General features: G+C 44.7%; 24 protein-coding genes and 1 pseudogene. 23 read left to right on the forward strand and 2 right to left on the reverse strand.

Going from position 1 to position 24,780, the window contains the following annotated elements; all coding sequences use genetic code 11:
- The first annotated feature begins 11 nt into the window (after positions 1–11).
- The 14 genes and pseudogenes from MKY66_RS13900 (at position 12) to MKY66_RS13965 (ending at position 13,195) form a co-directional block, all read left to right on the forward strand.
- Positions 12–2,030: a S9 family peptidase gene (locus MKY66_RS13900; RefSeq protein WP_076211844.1), complete on the forward strand. Its 2,019-nt coding sequence runs from the start codon at positions 12–14 to the stop codon at positions 2,028–2,030.
- Positions 2,027–2,500 carry a hypothetical protein gene (locus MKY66_RS13905; protein ID WP_076211846.1) on the forward strand — a complete coding sequence of 158 codons (474 nt, stop codon included), beginning with the start codon at positions 2,027–2,029 and terminating at the stop codon, positions 2,498–2,500. The genes MKY66_RS13900 and MKY66_RS13905 overlap by 4 nt, the downstream gene beginning before the upstream one ends.
- 164 nt (positions 2,501–2,664) lie before the next feature.
- A complete protein-coding gene (locus MKY66_RS13910; protein WP_076211848.1) occupies positions 2,665–3,027 on the forward strand; it encodes an Asp23/Gls24 family envelope stress response protein in 363 nt (120 codons plus the stop codon).
- A gap of 32 nt (positions 3,028–3,059) precedes the next feature.
- Positions 3,060–3,668 (forward strand): N-acetyltransferase, encoded by a 609-nt coding sequence (locus MKY66_RS13915; protein ID WP_076211851.1) that lies wholly within the window; start codon positions 3,060–3,062, stop codon positions 3,666–3,668.
- A 252-nt stretch (positions 3,669–3,920) separates the two neighbouring features.
- A complete protein-coding gene (locus tag MKY66_RS13920; protein ID WP_076211853.1) occupies positions 3,921–4,526 on the forward strand; it encodes a pentapeptide repeat-containing protein in 606 nt (201 codons plus the stop codon).
- Between the two features lie 137 nt (positions 4,527–4,663).
- The gene (locus MKY66_RS13925) at positions 4,664–5,047 is read left to right on the forward strand and encodes a hypothetical protein (protein ID WP_076211856.1); all 384 of its coding nucleotides are present in this window, start codon (positions 4,664–4,666) and stop codon (positions 5,045–5,047) included.
- Between the two features lie 84 nt (positions 5,048–5,131).
- Positions 5,132–5,845 (forward strand): annotated as a pseudogene (locus tag MKY66_RS13930) (ATP-binding cassette domain-containing protein); the annotation flags it as partial.
- Positions 5,846–5,995: 150 nt separating this feature from the next.
- Positions 5,996–6,562 (forward strand): helix-turn-helix domain-containing protein, encoded by a 567-nt coding sequence (locus MKY66_RS13935; protein WP_036608234.1) that lies wholly within the window; start codon positions 5,996–5,998, stop codon positions 6,560–6,562.
- A gap of 352 nt (positions 6,563–6,914) precedes the next feature.
- Complete coding sequence (locus MKY66_RS13940; protein WP_017688647.1) at positions 6,915–8,069, forward strand: glycosyltransferase; 1,155 nt, start codon at positions 6,915–6,917, stop codon at positions 8,067–8,069.
- A 37-nt stretch (positions 8,070–8,106) separates the two neighbouring features.
- Complete coding sequence (locus tag MKY66_RS13945; RefSeq protein ID WP_076211858.1) at positions 8,107–9,414, forward strand: aminotransferase class III-fold pyridoxal phosphate-dependent enzyme; 1,308 nt, start codon at positions 8,107–8,109, stop codon at positions 9,412–9,414.
- A 42-nt stretch (positions 9,415–9,456) separates the two neighbouring features.
- Positions 9,457–10,488, forward strand: a complete 1,032-nt coding sequence (locus MKY66_RS13950; RefSeq protein WP_076211861.1) for an alcohol dehydrogenase catalytic domain-containing protein — start codon at positions 9,457–9,459, stop codon at positions 10,486–10,488.
- Positions 10,489–10,598: 110 nt separating this feature from the next.
- Positions 10,599–11,825 (forward strand): MFS transporter, encoded by a 1,227-nt coding sequence (locus MKY66_RS13955; RefSeq protein ID WP_339807163.1) that lies wholly within the window; start codon positions 10,599–10,601, stop codon positions 11,823–11,825.
- A 95-nt stretch (positions 11,826–11,920) separates the two neighbouring features.
- Positions 11,921–12,514, forward strand: coding sequence for a DUF1349 domain-containing protein (locus tag MKY66_RS13960; protein WP_076211863.1), 594 nt, complete (start codon positions 11,921–11,923; stop codon positions 12,512–12,514).
- Positions 12,515–12,553: 39 nt separating this feature from the next.
- Entirely contained in the window at positions 12,554–13,195 is a 642-nt protein-coding gene (locus tag MKY66_RS13965; protein ID WP_076211865.1) for an HAD family hydrolase, read from the forward strand.
- On the opposite strand, the gene MKY66_RS13970 is transcribed toward MKY66_RS13965, so the two are convergent.
- Positions 13,192–14,007 carry an AraC family transcriptional regulator gene (locus tag MKY66_RS13970; protein WP_076211867.1) on the reverse strand — a complete coding sequence of 272 codons (816 nt, stop codon included), beginning with the start codon at positions 14,005–14,007 and terminating at the stop codon, positions 13,192–13,194. The genes MKY66_RS13965 and MKY66_RS13970 overlap by 4 nt on opposite strands.
- A gap of 296 nt (positions 14,008–14,303) precedes the next feature.
- On the opposite strand from MKY66_RS13970, the gene MKY66_RS13975 reads away from it, so the two are divergent.
- The 3 genes from MKY66_RS13975 (at position 14,304) to MKY66_RS13985 (ending at position 17,178) form a co-directional block, all read left to right on the forward strand.
- A complete protein-coding gene (locus MKY66_RS13975; protein WP_076211869.1) occupies positions 14,304–15,446 on the forward strand; it encodes an FAD-binding oxidoreductase in 1,143 nt (380 codons plus the stop codon).
- Positions 15,443–15,730: a hypothetical protein gene (locus MKY66_RS13980; RefSeq protein WP_076211871.1), complete on the forward strand. Its 288-nt coding sequence runs from the start codon at positions 15,443–15,445 to the stop codon at positions 15,728–15,730. The genes MKY66_RS13975 and MKY66_RS13980 overlap by 4 nt, the downstream gene beginning before the upstream one ends.
- Before the next feature lie 215 nt (positions 15,731–15,945).
- Positions 15,946–17,178 (forward strand): cytochrome P450, encoded by a 1,233-nt coding sequence (locus tag MKY66_RS13985; protein ID WP_076211873.1) that lies wholly within the window; start codon positions 15,946–15,948, stop codon positions 17,176–17,178.
- 101 nt (positions 17,179–17,279) lie between these two features.
- Here the strand turns inward: MKY66_RS13985 and MKY66_RS13990 are convergent, their stop codons facing one another.
- A complete protein-coding gene (locus MKY66_RS13990) occupies positions 17,280–18,719 on the reverse strand; it encodes a DHA2 family efflux MFS transporter permease subunit (protein WP_076212129.1) in 1,440 nt (479 codons plus the stop codon).
- Positions 18,720–19,001: 282 nt separating this feature from the next.
- Here MKY66_RS13990 and MKY66_RS13995 point away from each other — a divergent pair, with 282 nt between their 5' ends.
- The 6 genes from MKY66_RS13995 (at position 19,002) to MKY66_RS14020 (ending at position 24,568) form a co-directional block, all read left to right on the forward strand.
- Positions 19,002–19,607 carry a TetR/AcrR family transcriptional regulator gene (locus MKY66_RS13995; RefSeq protein ID WP_076211875.1) on the forward strand — a complete coding sequence of 202 codons (606 nt, stop codon included), beginning with the start codon at positions 19,002–19,004 and terminating at the stop codon, positions 19,605–19,607.
- A 45-nt stretch (positions 19,608–19,652) separates the two neighbouring features.
- Positions 19,653–20,186 (forward strand): GNAT family N-acetyltransferase, encoded by a 534-nt coding sequence (locus tag MKY66_RS14000; RefSeq protein ID WP_076211877.1) that lies wholly within the window; start codon positions 19,653–19,655, stop codon positions 20,184–20,186.
- Positions 20,187–20,214: 28 nt separating this feature from the next.
- A complete protein-coding gene (locus MKY66_RS14005; RefSeq protein ID WP_076211879.1) occupies positions 20,215–20,889 on the forward strand; it encodes a response regulator transcription factor in 675 nt (224 codons plus the stop codon).
- Positions 20,886–22,256, forward strand: coding sequence for a HAMP domain-containing sensor histidine kinase (locus MKY66_RS14010; RefSeq protein WP_076211881.1), 1,371 nt, complete (start codon positions 20,886–20,888; stop codon positions 22,254–22,256). Before MKY66_RS14005 ends, MKY66_RS14010 begins: the two co-directional genes overlap by 4 nt.
- Positions 22,257–22,471: 215 nt before the next feature.
- Positions 22,472–23,458 carry an alpha/beta hydrolase gene (locus MKY66_RS14015; RefSeq protein WP_076211884.1) on the forward strand — a complete coding sequence of 329 codons (987 nt, stop codon included), beginning with the start codon at positions 22,472–22,474 and terminating at the stop codon, positions 23,456–23,458.
- A 126-nt stretch (positions 23,459–23,584) separates the two neighbouring features.
- Entirely contained in the window at positions 23,585–24,568 is a 984-nt protein-coding gene (locus MKY66_RS14020; RefSeq protein ID WP_076211886.1) for an alpha/beta hydrolase, read from the forward strand.
- Positions 24,569–24,780 lie beyond the last annotated feature (212 nt).

Below are 24,780 nucleotides of genomic sequence, written 5' to 3' on the forward strand. Positions count from 1 at the left end.
GAGCTATCAATATGAATCAAAGACCAATTATGCCGGAGGATCTGAGTCACTACCGTTGGATCAGTCAGCCGGTGATCAGTCCTAACGGACAAGTAGCTTATGTGGAACAGACCATAGATCAGGATAAAAACGAATATAACACACAAATTCGAGGAATTTCGCTCGATGGTGATAAAGATATTGCACTTTCGGATGGAACAAAGGATTCCTCACCTGCTTGGTCGCCTGATGGCACACAACTCACATTCATTCGCTCAGTGGATGGGGGCAAAGGACTATGGACGCTCCATTCAGATCAAAAAGAGCCAGTCATGCTGATATCTCCCGCACGTAAAATATTGAGTTATATCTGGTCTCCGAACGGACAGTACATTGCGTTTACCAGCAAAGTACAACCGGAGGACCAACAGAAGAAAGCTGACGTCCAACAGGAGCCTGCACCTGCACTGCGAGGTAAAGTCTTTGAGCGTACAACGCCGAAGGCTGAAGGGGCTGGCTGGTGGGATGGTCAATACAGCCAGTTGTTTGTATATGAGAGTAAAAGCGGGGAGATCACGCAGGTGACTTCCGGGCTATGGAATATCAGTGCTCCAGCGTGGTCGCCAGATAGCAAGCAGCTTTCTTTCATTTCGAAGCAAGTAGAGGATGAGGAACTTGATGCAGATCTACTGTACTTTACGGATATATACAGCGTTCGATTGGGAGAGCGTGATCTCTTCAAAGTGACGGATTCCAGTCTGGCGATAAGCCAGTTCTCCTATTCGCCCGACGGGCAGCAGCTGATCCTGATCGCCAGTGATCGTGAGTATGGAAGTGGGAGCCACAACAGCTTATACGCTGTCCCCGTTCATCGAGGTATACCCAGGCCAATCGCACCTCAAGTAGATATGCAGCTGGGTAACGCGGCGCTTGGTGATATGAAGTCAGCAGGTGCGTCTCCTTCTCCGCTCACGGATAATAAGCATTCGGAACTTGGTGTATTTGTACTTGGGACACAGAACGGGAATGTGGATGTGTATCATATTCAAGATAATGGAGAGTGTAAATCCGTTACGGGCGATGGTGAGAAGGATGTGTATCAGTATACCTTAACACCAGATGGTTCATCGCTGGTAATCGCTGCGTTGACTGCTGAACACCCTGGAGAGTTATATCGCGTGGATATCGACAGTGGTGAAATGTTCAGACTCACCCGGCGAAATGATGAATTCATGGCTGAATTGGCTGTAAATGTGCCAGTCCGTGTAGAGTTTAAGTCCTCTGATGGATGGCCGCTTCAAGGTTGGTTAGCCACACCGGCAATACGTGACTCCAATGGGAAATTACCATTGATTTTGCAGATTCATGGTGGACCGCACGCGATGTATACGGGTACATACAGTCATGAAATGCAGACACTCGTTGCGCAAGGGTACGCTGTGCTGTGGATCAATCCTCGCGGAAGTATGGGATACGGTCAGGAGTTTGCCAGAGCTTGCCGTGGTGACTTTGCCGGAGGGGATTACCGGGATCTGATGGAAGCTGTTGATTATGCCCTGGCTACATACGATTTCCTTGATGCATCACGTCTGGGTGTAGCGGGTGGCAGTTATGGCGGAGTGATGACCAACTGGATTGTAGCGCATACCCACCGTTTCAAGGCTGCTGTAACCCAGCGTTGCATCTCCAACTGGTTGTCCATGTATGGAACGAGCGATATTGGAATTTCCTATGTCGAGGGAGTCATTGGTGGTAATCCGGCGGAAAACGCTGAATTCCTGTGGTCCCGTTCACCTCTTGCCCATGCACATCACATTGAGACGCCACTTCTGATCATGCACGGAGAGCAGGACTATCGGACACCGATTGCGCAAGCGGAGGAATTATATACTACGCTAAAACGATATGGCAAAAAGACCAAACTGATTCGTTATCCAGGTTCCAACCACAGTTTGCTGAAAAGCGGTAAACCTTCACTTCGGATTGATAGCTTCGAACAGGTGAATGCCTGGTTCAATCAGTACCTCGGGAATGAGGAGGGCGAGCAATGAGTCAGACTCAGCTGTCCATTCCTGTAGGCCTCCTTGTAGAAAATGTTCTGACAAGCGGGGAATCAAAAGAAGTGATTATTGAATGTTTGCAACGTCGAGACTATTCCCGGTTGTTGCCTCTGGTTAAGGAATCCACGATGGATTTTGATGAAAGACTACAGACAGCAGCTGATATCGGAGACGATTGGGAAAAGGCGATACGTCAAGGTTATGAGTTCAAGTTTTTGCATATTAACGGGTTGAAGCGATTGCTCGATTTCCGGTTTGACCGTAAGGTGGATCGGGATTACGTTCAAGATGAACTGTCACTGAAGCATATTCAACTGACCGTAGAAGAGATTGAATTGCTACAAACGTTAATTGGCAGGCAATGGCTCGTGCAAGCAGAAACAGAGCAAGCAGAAGAGGGCAGAACAGATAGGGAGTTATCTTCCTGCATTCCTGTCCGTATTCAATTAAAATCCCCTTAATATGGACCAGAAGAAGCCGCGATGATCGCGGTTTTTTTGCTATGTACAGGTAGAAATGTGGATGACTGAATTCAAAAGTTGAAATCGGACTTCGTATGATTTATATTTGTATTAAATGATAATATTATCTATCAAAAATACGGGCGCAAAGAGGGGGACCTAGGATGTCCATTCAAAATGTTTTGGGAAAAATTCAAATATCGGATGATGTGATCTCCAAAATTGTCGGCAAGATTGCAAATACTACCAGTGAGATTTCCTCCATGTCGACAGGACTTGTAGAAGGCATCACCAAAAAGTGGAGCGGGAAAAGTCTGCAAAATGGCATAGCTATCCGCAAGGTAGAATCAAGACTGGAGATAAACGTAAAGGTTGTCGTGTGTTATGGAACGAAAGTGCATGAAGTCTGCAGGGAATTGCAAAACAATGTGAGATTGCATGTGGAACAGCTGACCGGATTAACCATTGATACGGTGAATGTGATCGTTGAGGGGTTATCATTCAACCAACCTGCTGCCCAGCTTTAATTCAATTTCAGCTACCTAGAGGAGTGACAGCGATGAATAAGATTTCCATAACAAAAGCCAGTCCACAATCATTAGTCGGCGGGCAGCTAAATCAGATGGCACTTGAATATATGGCCTATTCGCTTGCAGGTACCAAGGATAAAGGCATTATAGAGAAAACATTTAACAAGTTATGGCGTTCGAATCAGAACCGATTCAGTCACCAATATGCTTATGAAGCTAAAATGGGTAACCAAACGCTGGGCATGATCGTATGTTATCCGACCACTATCATGAACAAACTTGCTTTACCAACGTTCTCCAAGCTGTTTGAACTTCGTAAATGGAGCCTGATCAAGTATAATCTCCAACACTGGAAAGAGTTCTACTCCATGGTGACATTAAAAGAAGCGGAGAACGACGAGTACCACATTGGAACATTAGCTACCTTGCCTGAAAGCAGAGGACTTGGTGTAGGGACACGACTCATTCAATTTGCTGAGGAGCAAGCTATAACACAAGGTCTGTCCAAATCTTCACTTACGGTTAAAAAGGAAAATATACTAGCTATTAAACTCTACGAGCGTTTGGGATACCAGAGAGTAGGGGAAATCAATAAACCTTCGTTATCCCTGTACAGAATGTCCAAAAAACTGGTGTAATGTTTTCAGATACGAATAGAAAAAGCAGCTAACTGAAGAGTTTCACATATATAAGCCCACATTGGAACGGTTAAAAGTGTGAGCTGGAGGGGCGCTTTATGTGTCCCTTTTTTTAGTTTTCAGATTTTTCTCATAAAAAAAGTAACTTGACTTTTGTGTGTGATTAAGCAGGTACTTGACAGGGGTGTGGTATAGTATAAAAAGTTCTTTTAATGAAGAAGACGGAGAAATATACAATGTGGGGTGTAACCAGTGTATCAATATAAGGATCAGGAATATGAAGCAGTACATTTTGAGGGACGTGATCTGCGCTATGGAGAACTCATAAGCTGTGTTTTCAAGCAGTGTACATTTATGAACGCTTCTATGGAAGAAATCGAAACGAGTAACTGTCGTTTTATCGAGTGTGACTTCAAAGGGGCTTCCATGAATGGTTCGATTCATACGGAATCGGCTTTTGAAAATTGCACCTTCGGTGGTGCGAATCTCTTTGCTTCCAAATTCAGCTCCTGCAAGATGACAGGCTCAGACTTTTCAGGTGCGCAAATGGATGGCATCACCCTAAGTCACGGCGATTGGTCCTATACCAATCTGAGACATACACGTTTGGGGAAACAGGATCTGCGAGGAATTCGTTTCTTTGAGGCTGACTTTACGGACACGGATTTCACCAAAGCGGATTTGAGAGACTGTGATCTTACCAGAGTTATATTAAGCAGAGCCAAGCTGCAAGGGGCCGATCTTAGAGGGGCTAATCTGGAAGGAATCGATCTGAAATCGCTGGATATCAAAGGCGTACGTTTGGATCGCGAACAAGCTGTTCTGTTTGTACGCTCGTATGGTGCGAAAGTAGATTAAGTTGAACATACACAGCAGCAAGCCGCCCTTGAGGCGGCTTTTTTGACGTTAAGCTTTCCAAATTCAAACAAATTGGCAGGAATAAGAGATCTAAACAAGAAGTAGTTAACATAAGTTTCAACTAAAAGGAGGTTATCATGACAGTCACATTAATTTTTATTGTTGCTATTATTGTCATTGGGCTTATAACCGGCACGATCACTACAATTATGGCATTTAGACTGCTACGTAACAATAAAGAGCAACATCATCTTCGCAAGAGCATTCTGATGGACGGAATTCCAGCAGAAGCAATAATTCATGATATTGTACAGACTTCATCCAGTATGGATGGAAGGCCTGGCGTGCGATTGGATTTGACTGTAACCCAAGTTGACGGCCGCACCTTCCCAACAATTGTAGAGACTTATATTCCAATCACACATATTCCCCACTTTCAGAAAGGAAATGTCATTAACGTAAGATACATTGCGATGGGGAATGAACGAAAAGTTGAGGTACAGGATGCCTATGTTCCGTGAGGTGTGTAAGCCAGAAAACACAGTGGTTTAACGGTACGGGGATGGAAGATGAGATCGAGGCTGCGCTGCCTTGACCCATGTCGTAAAGGATATATTGGGCACAAGGCTGCCAAGATGATGAAACGTTCCAAAAATATTGAACAAAGGCAGCAATCTGCGATTCAAGAAAAATCCAAACTTCTCAAAAATATCGAGAGTGCAGAACGTCTACAGATTCATCAGCTGGATTTTCACAAGCATGAACTTGTCGAATTGGAACATGTGTCGATATCATACGACTCCAATACGGTGTGTAAGGATGTCAGTATCACGGTTGAAAAAGGGGATCGTATTGCCCTGTACGGTAAAAATGGATCTGGCAAATCAAGCATTCTTAAACTGATCTGTGGTGAAGATATTTCATATACAGGTCTTTTCCGTAAGGATCATCAGCTTAAAATCTCGTATGTATCGCAGGACACATCTGATCTCGGAGGGCATTTATCTGAGTATGCGGCCACACAGGGGATTGATGAAAGCCTGTTTAAATCGATACTTCGAAAGTTGGATTTTTCCAGACTGCAATTGGAGAAAGATATCTCAACGTTTAGCGCAGGTCAAAAAAAGAAAGTGCTCATTGCCAAAAGTCTTAGTGAGAAAGCTCATCTGCATATTTGGGATGAACCACTCAACTTTGTAGATGTCATTTCACGTATGCAGATCGAAGACTTACTCTTGGAATACTCGCCAACCCTGCTTTTTGTAGAGCATGATCGTGAATTTTGTGCAAATATTGCAACGAGAATCATCGAACTGTAAGTAACGGGAAAAATAACGATGCTAAGAGCCGCCAAATGGCGGCTTTTAGTATTACTCGTGAGGAAGTATGCTATAATTTTATAATCTCATCCAATCATTTGATGGATGACTAGATCAATTGTAGACTAATTCGCCAAGAGGTGTAATACAATGAAAAAGGAAATGACAACAATCAAACAAACCAGGCTTCATTCCATTTTGGACGAGGCCACCAAATTGCTGATTGAAAAACCGAATGCTTCTATGAATGAGATTGCAGAATCTGCAAAAATCGGGATCGCTACGTTACATCGATACGTGGAAAGCCGCGAACAGCTTATGGTATATCTCGGATTACGCGCAATCGAGGTGGTCAGTGAGACCATGAAAGAAATCCAACTGGATGAGGAGCACTGTGAAAAGTACATACCTGAGCTGATCGAGGCGCTGATTCCATTAGGCGACAAAATTTATTTTCTGGCTCATGACACCACCATTAACTATAATCCCGAGATTGAGGGAGCGGATCTGAAACTGAGAGAACCTGTACTCCATGCGGTCGGTCTGTTACAACAGAAAGGTTATTTCCGCTCCGATCTTGATAAAACCTGGATTGTCGATGTGCTGTATTCCATCATGTTCCTGACGTGGCAGCAGGTTGTAAGTGGTCATATCGCGAGAAAAGCAGCCCCCGCGCTTGTGGTGGATACGTTTTATCATGGATTTAAGCAGCGTTAGGTCAGGGCCTATCCAATGAAAAACAATAGATTTTAATACGAATGACACCCCAAAAAAGTCAACTGTATCGGTAGATACACAGACTCGTTGAGGGTGTTTTTTTGCGTTCACACCAGCGTTTCTCAGTGCGCAAGCTGCAAAGACTTGATTTTCTCACATATTCAAATATTAACAGCGTTCAGAATTTAAGATTTCCAGTTTACAAAAAATGATATAAATTTCTAGTAGATTCAAATCATTACCAAATAAAGACAAAATATTCAAGTGAGGGGGCCGGACAGAAACACCAGCAATTGTGCAGTTCGAATCAGCTTATGTACTCATTCCATCAACCCAAATCAGGAGGGATTCCATGCTTTACACCATTATTGTGCCAGTCAACCAGGACTATAACATTTTGAACTTGTTCACAGATTCGCTACTCCGGACGGTAAGCCCATCCACTCAGATTATTTTCATCAACGATGGTTCCGGCTCAGCAGTCTTTCAACATCTGGATAAACTGAAGCAAGAAGTAAGAGAAGGTGTGACCATCGAGATTCTTCAGCATGATTTTCCACTCGGTTGCGCCGTGTCGATTAATAGCGCACTCAGTCTTGCCAAGGGAGAGTATATTTTCTTCCTGGATTCCGACACCATTCTTCAACCGAACTGGCAACCGATGATGAAAGAGACACTGGACAGCGATATTACGATTGGCATGATTGGAGGCGTTCTGTTGTATCCGCAAACAGGAGGCGTGCAGCATTGCGGCATTGCTTTTGCGGACACCATCGGCCGACACCTGTTCCTGAACGCATCTCCTGATGATATCCCAAAAGAAACCTTCTCTGTTCAACTGGTGGTGTTTGCCATGTTTGGCATGAAGCGGGAGGTGTACGAGACGATCGGCAACCTCGATGAGAAGTTCTTTAACGGGTACGAGGATTTTGATTATCAGATGCGGGCACGAGCTGCCGGATACGATACGGTTATTAACCCGAATATTCAAGCATATCACTGGGAACGCAGCAGCGGCATTCACCGCAACTTCAACCGCAAGAACAATCTGGCACGCTTCTGGAAAAAGTGGGGCGGTCAAATCGAGGCTGATGTGTGGCCTTTCGTTTTCAGTCATCTGAAAGCACAGCTGGAAAGCCAAGAAGAATACCAGCATCTGCCGATTGTCGGGATTGACCTTGCCGAGGTCCGAAGTGATGCCGATACATTCTGGACCAAGCTGGAGGAAGCCGAATTTGCAAATGTAGCCGAAGTACGGGACTATTCAAACCGCTTTAATTCCAACGGAGCCATCTGGCTGCCACAGGTACTGGGCAAGGAACTGATTCATAGTGAGAACCGGTTACTGTTTTTGGTGGACAATTTCGCCCGTTTGCTGGAGAACCGCTACTGGATTGAGATGAGACATGCTCATCGAGCCAAGGATCTGATCATTGACCTGTATGGAAATGTGATCACGATGGATCGCATCTACGATGGATGCTGGCCTGGAACCAAAGTTCGGTAATTCACTCACAACGAAAAAAAACAGGGAGGTACTTAAGGTGAAAGAAAAAGAGAGCACGCTCGATCGTGCCGTACGATTTACCCGTAATCTGGAGTGGTTGGAACAAGTCGAAAAGGTAATTCCGAGCGGATGCAGCACTTTAGCCAAAGCACCTGAACGTTTATTTCCGGGCCATACCCCCGTATGTTGTGCAGAGGCTTATAATTCCCGATTTACAGATATCGACGGGAATGAATGGCTGGATTGTGAGATGGCCATGGGTACGGCGCCATGGGGCCATGCCAGACATGAAGTCCAATTAACCGTCATTCACCAGTTGAAAAAAGGGACAAGCTTTTCTTTGCCTGCCGACATTGAGCTTGAATGTGCGGAGTTGATTTTGGAGCGGTTCGAGGGTCGTTATCCATCGCTGCGCTTCACCAAGAGTGGTGCCGATGCAGTGAGTGGGGCCGTGCGTCTGGCCCGTGCCGCTAGTGGCAAAAGCAAGGTTATTGCGACAGCTTATCATGGGTGGCACGACTGGTCTGCCTATGGCTATTATGGTGGCCAGACGAAAGAACGTGGCATACCGGTGGATATCGAGCGTTCAACGATCTGGGTTAACAAGCCAACTACGGAGCGAATTGAGGCTCAGATTACCTCATCTCCCGAGGATATCGCATGTATTGTTCTATGCCCCAACGAGTGGAAAAAGGACGCGCTGGAGCAAGCCGTAAACCTATGTCGGTCTCTGGACATCATTATCATATTCGATGAGGTAACGTCCGGTATTCGAATGGGCAAGCAGGCTACAGCAGGAGAATATGACATCTGGCCTGATCTGCTCTGTATCTCTAAAGGTATGGCCAACGGTTTACCGCTCGCAGCGGTTATGGGTCCGGAGCACTTGATGTCTTTGTCAGGACAGGTCAGATTCAGTAATGCCCATTCCAGCGAAACGACAGCGCTCGCGGCAGCTATCGCCTGTGAACGATTAATGAAAAATGCGAAAGTATGGCCGACTTGGCGAGATCCGGCAACCCGGATCATGGATCGTCTGGCATCTGAACTTGTGTTGCTCGGATTGACGGATCAATTGGAAGTGAAGGGGACGTATGCAAGCTTCTGCATTCAATCCTTGGCTGAAGATAACTTCCAGACAGATCCTTTCCGCGAGTTCATGGTGAAGAGAATGGCTCACTTCGGCATTTTCACCAAAGGTTACTTTATTTTCTCCGATGCCCATACACGGGAAGAATTGCTGTGGGTCGAGGAAGCGCTGTTGCAGATCCTGTCAGACTGGAAAGAGATTCAGAAGCAGGAACATCTTCATGCGATGCAACTTTCGAAAACGTTTGAAGCTTAATCCATAGATCATAATCGACAATCGACTAGGAGGAATTATTCAATGAAAGCACTCGTATATCAGGATCTCAAACAGGTGACTTACCAGGAGATTGATGAGCCAACTATTCAAAAGCCAAACCAGGTAAAAATTAAAATCTATGGTTCCGGCATCTGCGGGACAGATCTGAATATTGTCAAAGGCAAAGTGCCGGCAAATAAAGGAACGATCATTGGTCATGAAGGCGTAGGCACAGTGGTTGAGGTGGGCGACGAAGTTCGTGGTTTCAAGATCGGTGATCGGGTATTGGTTGATCCCACGCAATCTTGCGGTACCTGCTCATACTGCCGCGAGGGTCTGTTCATCTACTGCGAGAATTTTGATGACTATCAAGTAGGGATGACGACACACGGAACCTTTGCTGAATATTTTGTTGGGGACGAAAAGTATATCTATGCCATTCCGGATTCCATGAGCTGGGAAACGGCCATGATGATCGAACCACTGGGATGTGTACTTCAGACGTTCATGAAAGCAGGGACTAAGCCAAGTGACTCTGTACTGGTCCTCGGTTCGGGTGCAATCGGTTCCCTGTGTCAGCTAGTTAGCAAACGATTGGCAAGGCTTACCGTAGGCACGGAAGTTGATCCATACCGCAAAGAGTTCGCTTCAGGGATCGCGGATCATGTGTTTTATCCTCAGGATCTGACACTGGATAAAGTATACGAGATCAATAATAACAAAAAGTTTGATATTGTAGTGGACGCGGTTGGTAACCAACTTCATGTAGGGTTTGAGCTGATTGCCAAAGGCGGCAAAATTATTCCGATGGGATATGACGACAGCTATGAGGTGACGTTCAAATCAACAGCCGTGATTAATGATGGCATTAGTATCATTGGCGCGGTGGCAAATCACTCGATGATCAGTACGGCACTAAAATTTGCCCAAAGCATCCCGGAACTGGAACAGATGGTGACAGCCAAGGAACTGCTGAGTGATTATGAACAGGCCTTTAATGGAACGATTGGTTATGACATGCATACTGGAGAGAAGTTACCGATGAATTCGGTCAAAACAGCTCTTATCCTATAAGAGGTACTATAAGCATGTAGACATTAGCGGGTTTGCCGCTGCGAGAAGTTGGAATTCGCAGCGGTGAAAACCGCAGAAGGAAGGGATATCGATTGAAATTGCTTCAAGATTTGCCGAAGAATCCACGCTACTCCATTTTACTTGAACCGGTATGGGCCATTCCGGGCACGATCGTTCTCTTTTACGCTCCTTTATATATGAAGGAAGCCGGACTTTCGGACATAGAAATCGGTTTAATCAATTCGGTGAATCTTTATTTTGCCTTTATCTTTCAATTGTTTGCGGGTTCCATTACGAATAAGCTGGGCCGGAAACGAACAACACTGATCTTTGATCTGCTTGCCTGGAGTGTTCCCATGTTCATCTGGGCCTTCTCCCAGAACTTCTGGCTGTTTCTGATCGCTTATTTACTGAATGCAACATCCAAGTTTGTAACGGTCGCCTTTAACTGTCTGATCATAGAGGATGTGGAGGAACACAAACGATCCAAGGTGTTTGCCATTCTCAACATGATTATTACAGGGGCCGGGGTACTCACGCCGATTGCCGGGGTGGTCATTGCTGATTATGGTATTGTGCCTACACTCGCCAGCATTTACTTTGTCGGAGGCATTCTCATGACCGCCATGTTCTTCATTCGTAACCGATACACGGATGAGACCGAGGTCGGCAAGGAACTTATGGGATTGCATAGTAAAACCCGCGTGCTTCAGAGCTTGGGTTCCAGTCTGCGCCTGTTTGGCAAATCGTTCTACAAACGAAGACTTTTTCCGATTATTCTGATCACGGTGTTATCCAATCTGATCTTGCAGCTGAATTTCTTTCAGGTCATTTTCTTCAAGGAACAGTTAAAGTTTGATGACCGTGTCATTTCGTTTATCCCAGTAGTGACTGCGGTAACCGTCATGTTGCTCTATCTGGTCATCATTCCGAGACTGAAACGGCGTTCCGAAGAAAAGTATGTTGGTTTTTCCATCGTGCTTAGCACGGCTGGAGCCATTCTGTTTCTGTTGATTCCTGTGGGGAATATAGGCATGTTGTTTCTCACGCTAATCGTGCTCGCTGCGGGTAACTTCATTTTGCAGACGTACCGGGATTCCCTGCTGATGAACCGATTGGGTACGCATGAGAAAGCGGATATGTTCTCGGCCGTACAGACCGTCATGACGCTTACAGCCATTCCATCCGGATACCTGACGGGCCTGCTCTACCATCACAATCCAACACTGTTGTTCAGTGTCATTCTTGGTCTATATGTCGTACTCATGGTCATCATGTTCTTCCTGCCAGATCCGCAAAAGCACTCCCAAGTGCTGGAGACTTACAAAAATATGTAGAAAAAGGGGTTTACTGTATTTGGAGCGAATATGTAGTACAGAAAAAACTAGAACATATGAACTAAAAAGTATTTAACTTGGGAGGCTGCTAACAAATGACTAACGTAATGACAACAGAAGCACGGAAACAATGGAGCTGGATGAACGAGCCCGAAACCTGGTCCTATACCGATCAGGGAGGTGTGCTGGTGGAAGCGAAGGCGGACACCGACTTTTTCCAGGACCCTGCGGGTAAGCACATTCGTGCAACAGCACCATTCCTGTCCATGCCTGTACCTGAGGACTTCGAGATCACAACCCAGTTAACCGTGGATATGAAAAATCAATATGATTCCGGATGTCTGATGGTGATGGCGGATGATCGTAACTGGTGCAAAATTTGTTTTGAGTATGATGGAAAAGCACCTACCATCGTGTCAGTGGTCACACGTGATGGTTCATCCGATGATTGCAATTCGGTGGAAGTCTCCGTACCTAATCCCTATCTGCGTATACGCAAAGTAGAGGGCTGCATATCATTCTTTTATTCACCCGATGGGGATGAGTGGAAACTAATTCGTTATTTCGGCATGCCGTTACAAGGGGAACTTCGAGCTGGATTAGTTGTTCAGTCGCCGACTGGAACGGGCTGTACGTGTCACTTTTTATCCGTGAACGTTACTCATCCGGACTTGACCGCACGTTTCTAATCCGCTCCCCTGGCCGATCACTGGAGGGAGAACAGGTTCATGGTAAAAGCATTTATCTTTGATTTTGATGGACTCATTGTGGATACAGAGACACCTTGGTATTATGCGTTTCGGGATATTTATGAAGAGCACGGAGTTGAACTTGGTCTGGAGCTATGGTCGAAAAATGTGGGGACATCCTTTGAGGAATTTCATCCATTTCTGTATCTGGAGCAAGCGCTCCAAAAAAAGATAGATCATGATCATATCAAACTGCTCTCTGAACAAAAATACGAAGTCTATTTGGGACAGGCCACCATTCTTCCAGGGGTGTATGAATTGCTTCAGTCTGCGAAGGAAAAGGGGATTCAGCTTGCGGTTGCTTCCAGCTCTACACGGGACTGGGTGCATGGTTACTTGCAGAAATTGGGCATTTTCGATTATTTCACAGTCGTTCATACATCCGAGGATGTGAAACGAGTGAAACCGGACCCTGAACTGTACCTTCTTGCTCTCCAGAGTCTTGGGATCGAGGCTTCCGAAGCGATTGTGTTCGAAGACTCACCTAATGGCTTGAAGGCAGCCAATGCAGCAGGTATTCGTTGTATCATCGTGCCTAACGAGGTAACGCGTGGTCTGGAATTCGCCATGCATGAACTGCGGTTATCCTCGCTGGCCGAGATCGATATGGAGGCGCTTTAATCCAGATACTGCTTGCGTAGCTCGATAGGGGAGATCCCTTCGTATTTTTTGAACACTGATCCAAAGTAACTGGCACTGTTGAAACCAACGGCTTTGGCTATTTCATGAGCGGTAGTAGCGGCATTTTCGATGAGCATTTCCTTGGCTTTCAACAACCGATATCGCATCAGATACTCCAATGGAGTCATTTGAAATTCTTTTTTGAATATCCGATTCAGGTGCTGTTCGGTAACGTCCATCTGCTCAGCCAACATGGGGAGAGAGATATCCTGATGATAATTTTGTTTGATAAAAGTAATGAGTTCATCCAATCTTAATCGGGCATCAGAACGTTCGTAAGCACTATAGCGTTCACCTTCAATGGTTAATCTGACCAAAAGCATGTACAGTAATGCGGATACGTGCCAGATCTGATCCTTGTGCCGGGACTGCAGCGCCAACGTAATTTCACGCAACAGGATATGAAGCATTCCATCCGGCTTGAAGGCGCGCAGCTCCCCGATCTGCAAGGTATGCAAGAACCGTGGCAACAAATAGCCATTGAAAGACAGACAATCAAATCGTAATGAATCACTCAGATTGTGGTAACGGTAGGTTACCTCCGGGAACAAAATGAGAGCGGTCCCTTTTTTGATCGAAAATTCATGATTCTTTGCTGCGATTCGCCCTGTTCCTCCGATGCACTGTACAATGCTGTAATCCCGTGAATGGTCGCTCCAATTCATCAATTCATCAACGGTCAACTGGTTTTGCCCTGTAATCATGAGCGGCATATCGGTATCCAGCGGATTCCCCATACTAGGTTTCGGCATCGTCGTGTTATTCCTCTTTTCGTTAAAGGATCATGTGCGTAAGTGGCGTGGTTACAGCGTTAAAAGAAACCTAGAAAGAATTATATTACATAAATGGAATAATTTTAATTGAATGACGGGCAATATATAAAACGTTTTCATATAAATGCTTCAACGATTATTAATTGGATGAATGAGTATGAACTGTGGTCTGATCATCCTCTATTTATGGATCTAAAAGTATGGCCTGCCTTGCCAACAGAATGCGAAACGGTATACGCTATAAGGAATGAGTGATTAAAGAAAGGGATGCAAACATGAAGAAAGTCATCGTAGTCGGATCGGGTATTCTGGGGGCATCAACAGCCTATCAATTAGCCAAGCGGGGCGCAGAGGTAATCATCGTAGACCGAAAAGATATAGGGCAGGCTACGGATGCAGCTGCCGGTATCATCTGTCCATGGCTGTCACAGCGACGTAATCAGGACTGGTATCAGCTTGCCAAGGCTGGTGCGCGGTTCTATCCTGGCATCATAGCGGAGCTTGAAGGCGAAGGAGAAACGGAAACTGGTTATGCTCAAGTGGGTGCGCTTAGTATTCATACGGATGTGGACAAAATTAACAAGATGGAAGAGCGGGCCCATCTACGCAAAGCAGATGCACCGGAGATTGGTGACATTACACCTCTTGATGCCAAAGAAACCCGTGATCGTTTTCCTCTACTGGATGAACGTTATCAATCGGTACATATCAGCGGTGCTGCACGTATAGATGGAAGGGCGCTGCGCGATGCCTTGATCCGGTCTGCACAGCGAAATGGAGCGGAAGTGATCCATGGAGACGCCATGCTTCAATTCGAAGAAAATCGGGTCATTGGTGTGAGTGTTAATGATCAGAGTTTCCTGGCAGATGAAGTCGTTGTCTGTGCAGGTGCATGGGCCAACGAACTGCTGAAGCCACTCGGCATACACTTTAAAGTGCATTATCAAAAGGCACAAATTATGCATCTACATGTCACGGATGGGGAGGATACAGGCCGCTGGCCTGTGATCATGCCACCTTCTGACCAATATCTGCTGGCCTTTGATCAACAGAAGATTGTGATTGGTGCCACTCATGAAAATGATGTGGAAGGTTACGATACAAGAGTAACTGCAGGGGGCATGCAGGAAGTTTTGAATAAAGGTCTGGAACTGGCACCGGGGCTAGCCAATAGCACATTCCAAGAAGTAAGGGTTGGGTTCCGTCCGTTCACACCTGGCTTTCTACCAGTAATGGGGGGTGTTCCAGGATGGCAAGGTCTGATTACCGCAAATGGACTTGGAGCCTCTGGATTGACCATGGGTCCTTTTATCGGGAGTCAACTGGCGAAACTAGCTCTCGGCATGGAGCTGGATATCGATATTGAGCCCTACACTGTTGGCAAAGCAATGGATGAAATTGAAAGAGGTGAGTCATGACATATTCACAACGTGTATCCGCTGGAGCGAACTCGTCCGATATCGTATATCTGGAGCATCAGATCGGTACGACAAAAGAAAAACTGCGCATAGCTTTGGAGAAACAAGAAACATACAAAAGCGAATTGTCGGAATTGAAGTCATCACTAATCAGGAATGTATCCGAAGACAATTCTGAAGAGCAAGTCTTAATGGAGAAGGCAAGCCAAACGAAGAACTTGATTGAAACCCTGTCTCAACAACTGGAGCAACTACAGGAAGCATTAGCGAAACTAGGCGATTGATCGACTCGTATGGATTATCTCTCTGAGACATCGACAGAAATAATATACGATACGTATAAAACGAAAACCCCTTATATTAAGGGGTTTTTCTGATTTTGTTCAAATGGTTTATATCAATAAATGAACTCATGGTATAAAATGGAATCAGGTGCTGAACTGTCAATTCAGGTACCCATGTAACCAATCACGAAACTATGCTGAGAGGTGGATTCCAAATGTATAAAGAAGTGATACGTGTTGAGGACATCACGGGGTTTCAGTCCAGATCTGAAGAGTTTTTCCCACTTCACTGGTTTCGAAAAATGCTGTCCGAGCATCCTGTGTACTATCACGAAGATACAGACACCTGGAATGTGTTCAGATACGATGATGTGAAGCAGGTTCTCAGTAATCATGAGTATTTTTCAGCCGAAGGAACCCGGACAACCATTGCCGTTGGAGCAAAGAACAATGAAGGTACACCTCCAGACAAATTAAACATATCAAGTATCGATCCTCCCCGTCATCAAAAAAGTCGTTCGTTGTTATCGGCTGCTTTTACACCGCGTAGTCTGAAAAACTGGGAGCCACGAATTCGCAACATTGCAGAGCAGCTGGTAGCCGATATTGAGCCGAATACGACCATTGATATCGTACAAGCATTAGCTGCTCCGCTGCCTTCCATGGTGATGGCGGATCTGCTCGGCATCCCTCTTACAGACAGCCATCGCTTCAAGAACTGGGTAGATATTCTGTTTCAACCCACCAATCCAAAGACGGCTGAAGAGAGTGAACTGAAAAAACAAACTGCCGCGCAAGAGTATTATCAATTCCTGTATCCTATTGTGGTTCATAAACGGACTCATCCTGGTGAGGATATCATTACCGATCTGTTAAATGTCGATGTTGAAGGTGAAAAGTTCACGGAGGATGAGGTTGTTCGCACGACCATGCTTCTGCTCGGAGCCGGCATAGAGACAACGAGTCATATGGTTTCAAATACGTTCTATTCCTTCCTCTACGATGACCCGAGCTTGTATGGCCAACTCAGGCAGAGCCCCGAATGGGTTCCGCTCGCAGTGGAAGAAATGCTTCGTTATAGGTTCCATAATGCCAAGCGGCATCGGACAGTAAAGCAGGATAATCAACTGCTCGGAGTGGATTTGAAAAAAGGAGATGTTGTCATCTCCTGGATGAGTGCAGCCAATATGGATGAGCAGATGTTTGAAGACCCCTTTGAGCTGAATATTCATCGTCGTAATAACAAAAGACATCTTACCTTTGGTAATGGCCCACACTTTTGTCTAGGGGCCCCGCTGGCAAGAATGGAACTCAGCATTGCCTTGACAGAATTTGTGGAGAAGATTGCTCGGATTGAACCGGTGGAGTCCTTTGATCTGGAGAATAATCTGGCCACGTCAGCTCCGGGGCAGTCGTTGACCCATCTGCCAGTGAAGATCGTTGGGTAGAAGAGAGGTTCATACGGAGGATACAAACGAAAAGCGGCAGATCAGACGTATACGTCTAGATCTGCCGCTTTGTTATGCAGGCAAGTATGAAGCTGGACACCTTAATATGAATTCATGGAAATTTTTTGTCTTACCACCTGTTTGATTTCTTCCTCTTTGGCTTGTTTGGTGCGTTTGATAAAGAAGGAAAGGACCAATCCCACAACAGCGATACCGATGATAACAACATAAGCATCATTGATACCCTGGATCATGGATTCTGTAGCAAGCTGTTTTTGACTGAGACCATTGGCTGCACCAGTCGCCATCATATCCTGTACGTGTGCCGTTGTACGGGAGGTCATGACACTTACGAGTAATGAAGTACCTACAGCACCAGCCACTTGTCTGACGGTGTTGGAGATAGCTGTACCGTGTGCACCAAGTCTTGGTGGCAGTTGGTTAAGTCCCGCAGTCTGAATCGGCATCATGAGCAGAGCCATACCAATTCGGCGGCCGGTAGACATCAATACCAGGTAACCATAACTGGTTGAATCCGTTAAGTCGATGAAACCAATTGTTGTTACGATGGTGATCACCATCCCGATAACAGCGAGCCATTTCGCTCCAAATCGGTCAAACAATTTTCCAGCTACTGGCATTAGGAAGCCCATGACAAGCGCACCTGGCAGAAGCAATAATCCGGACTCCAGTGCAGTGTAACCACGTGCGTTCTGGAGATACAAGGGAAGCAACATCATGTCAGCATACATGATCATTGTAATCGCGATACTGATGACCGTGGTCAGGGAGAACATATTGTACTTGAAAGCCCGCAGATCAAGCAGCGGAGTTTCAGACACGAGCTGACGCCATGTAAACAGGGCAAGCGAAACGATTCCAGCCGCAATGCAGATAAGAACTTCTGCACTTGACCATCCCAGACTTCCTGCTCTGCTGAAACCATAGAGTAATGCGCCAAATCCGATCGTGGAGAGCACCACACTGATTGTGTCGAACTTTGTGTTGACCCGTTCGGATACATTCTTCAGGTATACAAACGCAAAAGCAATGACAATAAGAGTTAAGGGAATCATGCCATAGAACATCGTTTGCCAAGAGTAGTTCTCGAGGATATAACCGGCAAGGGTAGGCCCGATTGCAGGGGCAAAAATGATGGCAAAACCAACCATACCCATTGCAGATCCTCGTTTTTCAGGAGCAAACAAGGTCAAAATAACGTGCATCAAGAGCGGCATGATAATGCCGGCACCCGCTGCTTGAATCATACGTCCTGTCAGTAATGTGCCAAAGTTATCTGCAAGAGCAGATACGATGGTACCAATCAGGAAAATAAACATGGAAGCTTGGAATAATTGCTTGGTTGAAAAGCGTTGCATGAAGTAGGCCGTGATCGGGATAAGCACCCCGTTCACCAGCATGTAACCTGTCGTTAACCATTGTGCTGTTGCCGCGGAGATATTAAAATCACCCATCAGTTCCGGTGTAGCGACACTCATGATCGTTTGATTCAACGTTGCAAGGAAGGCTCCCAAAATCATGATAAACAGGATGGGGCCTTTCTTTACGGATAATTCTTCTTGTACTCTAGCCTGACTCAATCCTTTTCATCCTTTCAATCCACACGTGACTAAATTTACAACATGTTGTATAGTTTACATTGTATTTATTGAATTATATACATATTCGGACAGATTACAATTTACGTTATGACGTGTTTTCGTCGTTTATTTTACAAATAAAATGAATTTGTTGTGTAAATCAAAAATAAACGACTGTTTGTTTAAAATTGTAATGTTTAAAATCTGATGGGAGGGATACACGTGAAAGACGAGAAGAAATCAGCCGTGGACCCAAGAATATTGCGAACACGTCAGTTAATTCGAGGTGCATTTGTTGAATTGCTGCAGGAAATGGATATTGAGAAGTTGTCAGTCAACAAAATTGCCGAACGAGCGACAATCAATCGGGTAACCTTCTACCTGCACTATCGTGATATTACGGATATGATGGAGAAGATGGCGGATGAGATGATTGAGCATATTGAACGGATCGTGGATGAATATGCCCCTCATTTTGAGAAACAAAGAACGGAAGAGTCTTGGCCTGTTCTAGTCAAGTTACTGGAGCATTTTGCAGAGAACGCCTCGTTCTATCAGGTGGTTCTTGCTACAAAACGCACACCGATTTTTACCGAACGACTGCTCAAATTGTTAAGTACGCTGGTCAAAGCTAAGATTGATCGGGTAGAGATGGAAGATGAACTCGAAGAATCCGGCATTCACAAAGAGATTGCAATCTGGTACGGTTCTTCGGCCCTTATTGGAACCATCGTTGCCTGGTTGCGTAATGATATGCCATATTCACCACATTTCCTGGCGAAACAATTCTCGTTGATTCGCTCGTACTCTTATAATGACCTGATATAATCATGCTACAATTGCACCTAACGTTAATAGAGGAGGGATAATGTGATGAAATATAGTGCAGAACGTATCTATGTGAGATTTTGGAATGTGGATGATGCTTCATTGCTTCTGGATTTACAGGTTCGCAACCGTGCGGAAATCGAGAACATATCAGCAAGTGATCGGGACGAGTCTTTCTACAGCTTGGAAGGGCAAAGGTCACTCATTGAGAGCTGGAACAAGAAGAGAGAAGAAGGAAATCGCTATTCTTTTGGTATTTTTCTACATACAACGGATGAACTCGTCGGTGAAATTTCTTTGTTTGAGATCATACTGGATTCTACCCCAAAATGGATCGTTGGTTATGTGACGGATACTCTGCATCAAGGAAAAGGATATATGAGCGAAGCCCTGCAATGTGTAATGGAATTTGCCAAACACGAAACTGAAATTAATCGAATCGAAGCTGGCGCTGTGCCCGATAATACAGGTTCCATCCGTGTCCTTCAAAAAGCAGGATTTAAGGAGAATGGGTCACAGCCTGTGCCAATCCAGGGAACGTTGAAAGAACATATGATGTTTGCTGTGGATATACTATAAGCAAGAACGGAGAGGACAGAAAAAACATATGGCTACTATACTCGTTGCAGACGACGATGCGAACATTCGTGAACTCGTCTGTCTATTTCTCAAAAACGATGGATTCACAACAGTGGAAGCTGCGGACGGTAAGGAAGCTCTCACCGTGTATGGCGAAACTCCAGTGGATCTGGTTGTGCTTGATATTATGATGCCTGTTATGGACGGTTGGGCACTGTGTAAGGAACTCCGAAGAGCCAATCCAGACCTCCCGCTACTCATGTTGACCGCGAGAGGAGAGACTTGGGAGAAGGTGAAAGGATTCGAATTGGGAACGGATGATTATTTGACCAAACCGTTTGATCCATTGGAGCTTACCGCTCGTGTCCGAGCATTGCTGAAACGATACAAAATCGGCTCCACACACACAATCCAGTTTGGCAACGTCATTCTGGACCGTCAGACGTATAAGGTGATGAGAGGTACGGAGTCGCTTACGTTGCCCCTTAAGGAGTTCGAATTACTGTATAAGCTTGCTGGAACACCAGGCCAAGTCTATACACGTGAGCAATTAATCGATCAGATATGGGGTATTGATTACGCCGGAGATGATCGAACGATAGACGTACATATTAAACGTCTGCGCGAACGATTTGCAACTACACCTGATTTTCGAATTGAAACGGTGCGTGGGCTAGGATACAGACTTGAGGTCTACGAATGATCCGATCCATATATATTCGTGTGGTCCTGACCTTTCTGGGGTCTGTCATCGCTGGTACGGTCATTTCATTTTTTGTGTCTACCTGGATATTTGAGGACAAATTGAACCAAAACGCTCAAATTAACTTGCGTAATTTTGGCCAAGACGTTGTGCAGATCTATAAGATCCTCCCAGTACGTGAAGCGGACTTGTACGTAAGTGGAATGAAGCAGCTCAATTCCTATCATATCCGAATTTACGAAGCTTCCGGTCAGTTCGAGTCTTACGGAAAACTTAACGGACATAAGTCTGCTGCTGTGACGAGTGAGCAACTAAAGAAAGTATTAGCTGGTGGCGTTGTTCAAGATACGAGGGATGGGATCGCTACGGTGATTTTAGGGTTGCCTTTGAAAACGGAGATGGGAACGAAAGCGATGTTTTTGGAAACACTCTCACCTCCCTCAGCCACGTTTGTGGTCAAGTGGGGCTTGATCTTTGCAATCAGTTCGTTGATGACAGGAAGTTTGTTAATCCTGGTTGCTTCTGTATATCTGGTGAGACCGATCAAGAAGTTGACACAAGCAACCAAACGAATTGCAGCTGGAGATTTCAACGTCAAGTTGAACATTAAACAAACGACTGAGATTGGTACGTTGGCTCGCAGCTTTGAAGAAATGATGCATGATTTGAAGCAGTTGGAGCAGATGCGCAGGGAATTCGTTACCAATGTTTCACACGAGGTTCAGTCTCCGCTCACCTCGATATCCGGTTACGCTTCGGCACTGAAGCAAGTAAACCTCTCAGAACAAGAGCGAAACCGTTACCTGGATATTATCATCTCTGAAGCAAAACGAATGTCCAAAATGAGCGATAGCCTGCTCAAGCTGAGTTTGCTTGAATCGCAGTCACAGCAACTACGGCTCACCACGTTAAGCCTTGATGAACAGATCCGGCGGGTCATCGTGGCACTTCAGCCGCAATGGTCTGCGCGCAACATTCATTTCGAGCTTGATTTGGAGAACGTGAAGGTAACGGCTGATCACGACCAGTTAAATCAGGTATGGACAAACATCATCGGAAATAGCATCAAGTTTTCCAAGGATGGCGGTATGATTAAAGTCTGTATTGAAGAGGATTTCAAAAATGTGACTGTTCGAATATCCGACACGGGCATTGGAATTCCCCTGGAAGACCAGAAGCGTATATTCGACCGCTTTTTCAAGGCAGATCGTTCCCACAGTCGTAAATACGACGGGAGTGGTATGGGACTAGCAATCGTTAAACAGATCGTATCGCTTCATCAGGGTGACATCCGAGTGGAAAGCGAACCTGGTCAAGGCACGACCTTTATGATCACGTTGCCCATCCATCCACCAACGGATAGTTAGGCTCACAGGTTAGGCCAATGAATAGAATATCCATCGGATTATCTAAACCGAATGTTCATGCCATGTGTAACATGCAAGTTTCCTTGTATGTTACACATGGTATTTTTTTGCTTGTTCATATTCCGTTCATATTACGGTCATGGGGAGTACATCTTTGTTGATTAGGATTGCATTAGCAGCCTGTTAGGCCAATATACAGATGAGGATAGGAGCAGATGAATGTGAATCAACAAGCAGACAAAGAAGTACAGAGTAAAAGCAAAACAAAGAAAGTATTAAGCATTTTGTTTAAAGTACTATGCGCAATCATTATAACAATCTTACTTTTTGTAGCTATCGTATATACCATCAATAAAATCAGTAGTTATTCGGAGCAAAAAAGAATGGAGTCGTATGGTCAACATGTATCCGTAGACGGGAAAAATATGAATGTGTTCATTCAAGGCGAAGGCGAGGAAACGATTGTGCTTCTGCCTGGTTTTGGAACAGCGGCACCAGCGCTTGATTTTAAGCCACTCATTTCAGAACTATCCCCCTATTATAAAGTCGTTGTGGTTGAACCTTTTGGTTATGGATTGAGTGATCAAACTGAAAAGGAACGCAGCACAGCAAATATCGTAAGTGAAATCCACGAAGCGCTGCAAAGTCTACATATTGATCGGTATATCTTAATGGGTCATTCCATTTCAGGGCTTTATAGTCTGGACTATGTGAACAAATATGCAGATGAAGTAAGTGCATACGTTGGGCTGGACACCAGTGTTCCAGCGATTAGTGAACAGAAGGTTGAAGCATCAGAAATCGTACCGATTACATGGTACCGTAACTTGGGTTTCCCACGTTTGCAATTGAAAATGAGTGATGATCCATATGCTGGGCTACCGTATGATGAACAAACCAAAGAACAATTGAACATTTTGATACAAAAGAACATGTTTAATTCAACTCAATTAAACGAGATTGTAAGCATGTATTCCAATTTTAAAGCAGCTGAACAGTTAACGTTCCCAGTCGATCTCCCGGTTCTTTTCTTTGTTCAAAAGAATCATCCGGCAGTGGACAATTGGGTTCCCGAACACGAGAAGTTAATAGAGAACTCTATACATGGTGAAATGGTGCTGCTGGAAGCAAATCATTATTTGTACCGTTCCCATGCCAAAGAAATCGCTGAAAAATTCAGGGGTTTTATGACGCAGCGGTAAATATTAATAAGCTTGTTCATAATCCGTTCATATTGACGTCACGGAGAGTACATTTTCATTGGATAAGATTTCATTAGCAGCAGAGAAGACAACTGAACAAACAGTTCAAGACAGGAGAAGATCAGAGTGACACAACCAGAAGGAAAAAAAGCCAAGAACAGAACCAGGTTCAAGAAGGTACGAAATATTATCCTTAAAGTACTGGGCGCAATCCTAATTGCAATTATTCTATTTCTAGGGATTGTTTATATCACCAATGTGATTAGTAGTAATTCAGAGGCGAAAAAGATAGAGCCCTACGGTCAGCATGTATCTGTAGACGGGAAAAATATGAATGTGCTCATTCAAGGTGAAGGCAAGGAAACGATTGTGCTTCTGCCCGGTTATGGAACAGCAACACCTGCGCTTGATTTCAAGTTGCTTATTGATGAATTATCTCCATATTACAAAGTGGTTGCTGTTGAGCCATTCGGTTATGGATTAAGTGATGAAACTGAAAAAGAAAGAACCACAGAGAATATCGTAAGTGAAATTCATGAAGCTCTGCAACAACTTGATATTCATCAGTACATGCTCATGGGTCACTCTATTGCAGGCATTTACGGCATTGATTATGTGAACAAATATCCGGATGAGGTGACTGCTTTTGTCGGTATTGACAGTAGTGTATCCACTCAACCGAGTATTACAGATGCGAAGTTCCCATTAAAAACGTTTGCGCTTCTCAGAAATACAGGTCTCTTAAGATTAATGATGAAAGTGAATGCAGACCCCTATGAGGGACTGGCATTTGACGATCACACAGTTGAGCAGATGAAAATGATCTCGAATAAAAACATGTATAATCCCACGTCATTAAATGAGATGGGGCATATTTATTCCAATTTCAAAGGTGCTCAAGGTTTAACCTTCCCTAAAGACCTTCCACTTCTTCTCTTTGTACAAGCAAATAATGAAGGTGTTGAAGGATGGATTCCGTTGCATGAAGGGCAGATCAAAGATTCCGTACATGGGAAAGTCATCACTATGGATGGTTCACATTATTTGCACCATACGTTATTCAAAGAAATAGCTGAAGATGTTAGAGCATTTATGAACGAAGCGAAGTAACAATTCTGTAAAAGTCCGTGATGAGAGAGAGGAATTCAATTGAGATTATTTGAGATACTGTTAGTTCTATCCTGTTTCGCGTTACTCATAGACCTACTATTTATTAAAAGAAGTGCAAAGAAAATAGGCTTGGGTTTGGGTATAGGAAGTAGCGTTATATTATTAGTTCAATTGTTTGTTGAGGGATACAGATGGCAGTTGCTTTTGGTATA

It is taken from the genome of Paenibacillus sp. FSL R5-0766, from assembly GCF_037971845.1.
Lineage (GTDB): Bacteria > Bacillota > Bacilli > Paenibacillales > Paenibacillaceae > Paenibacillus.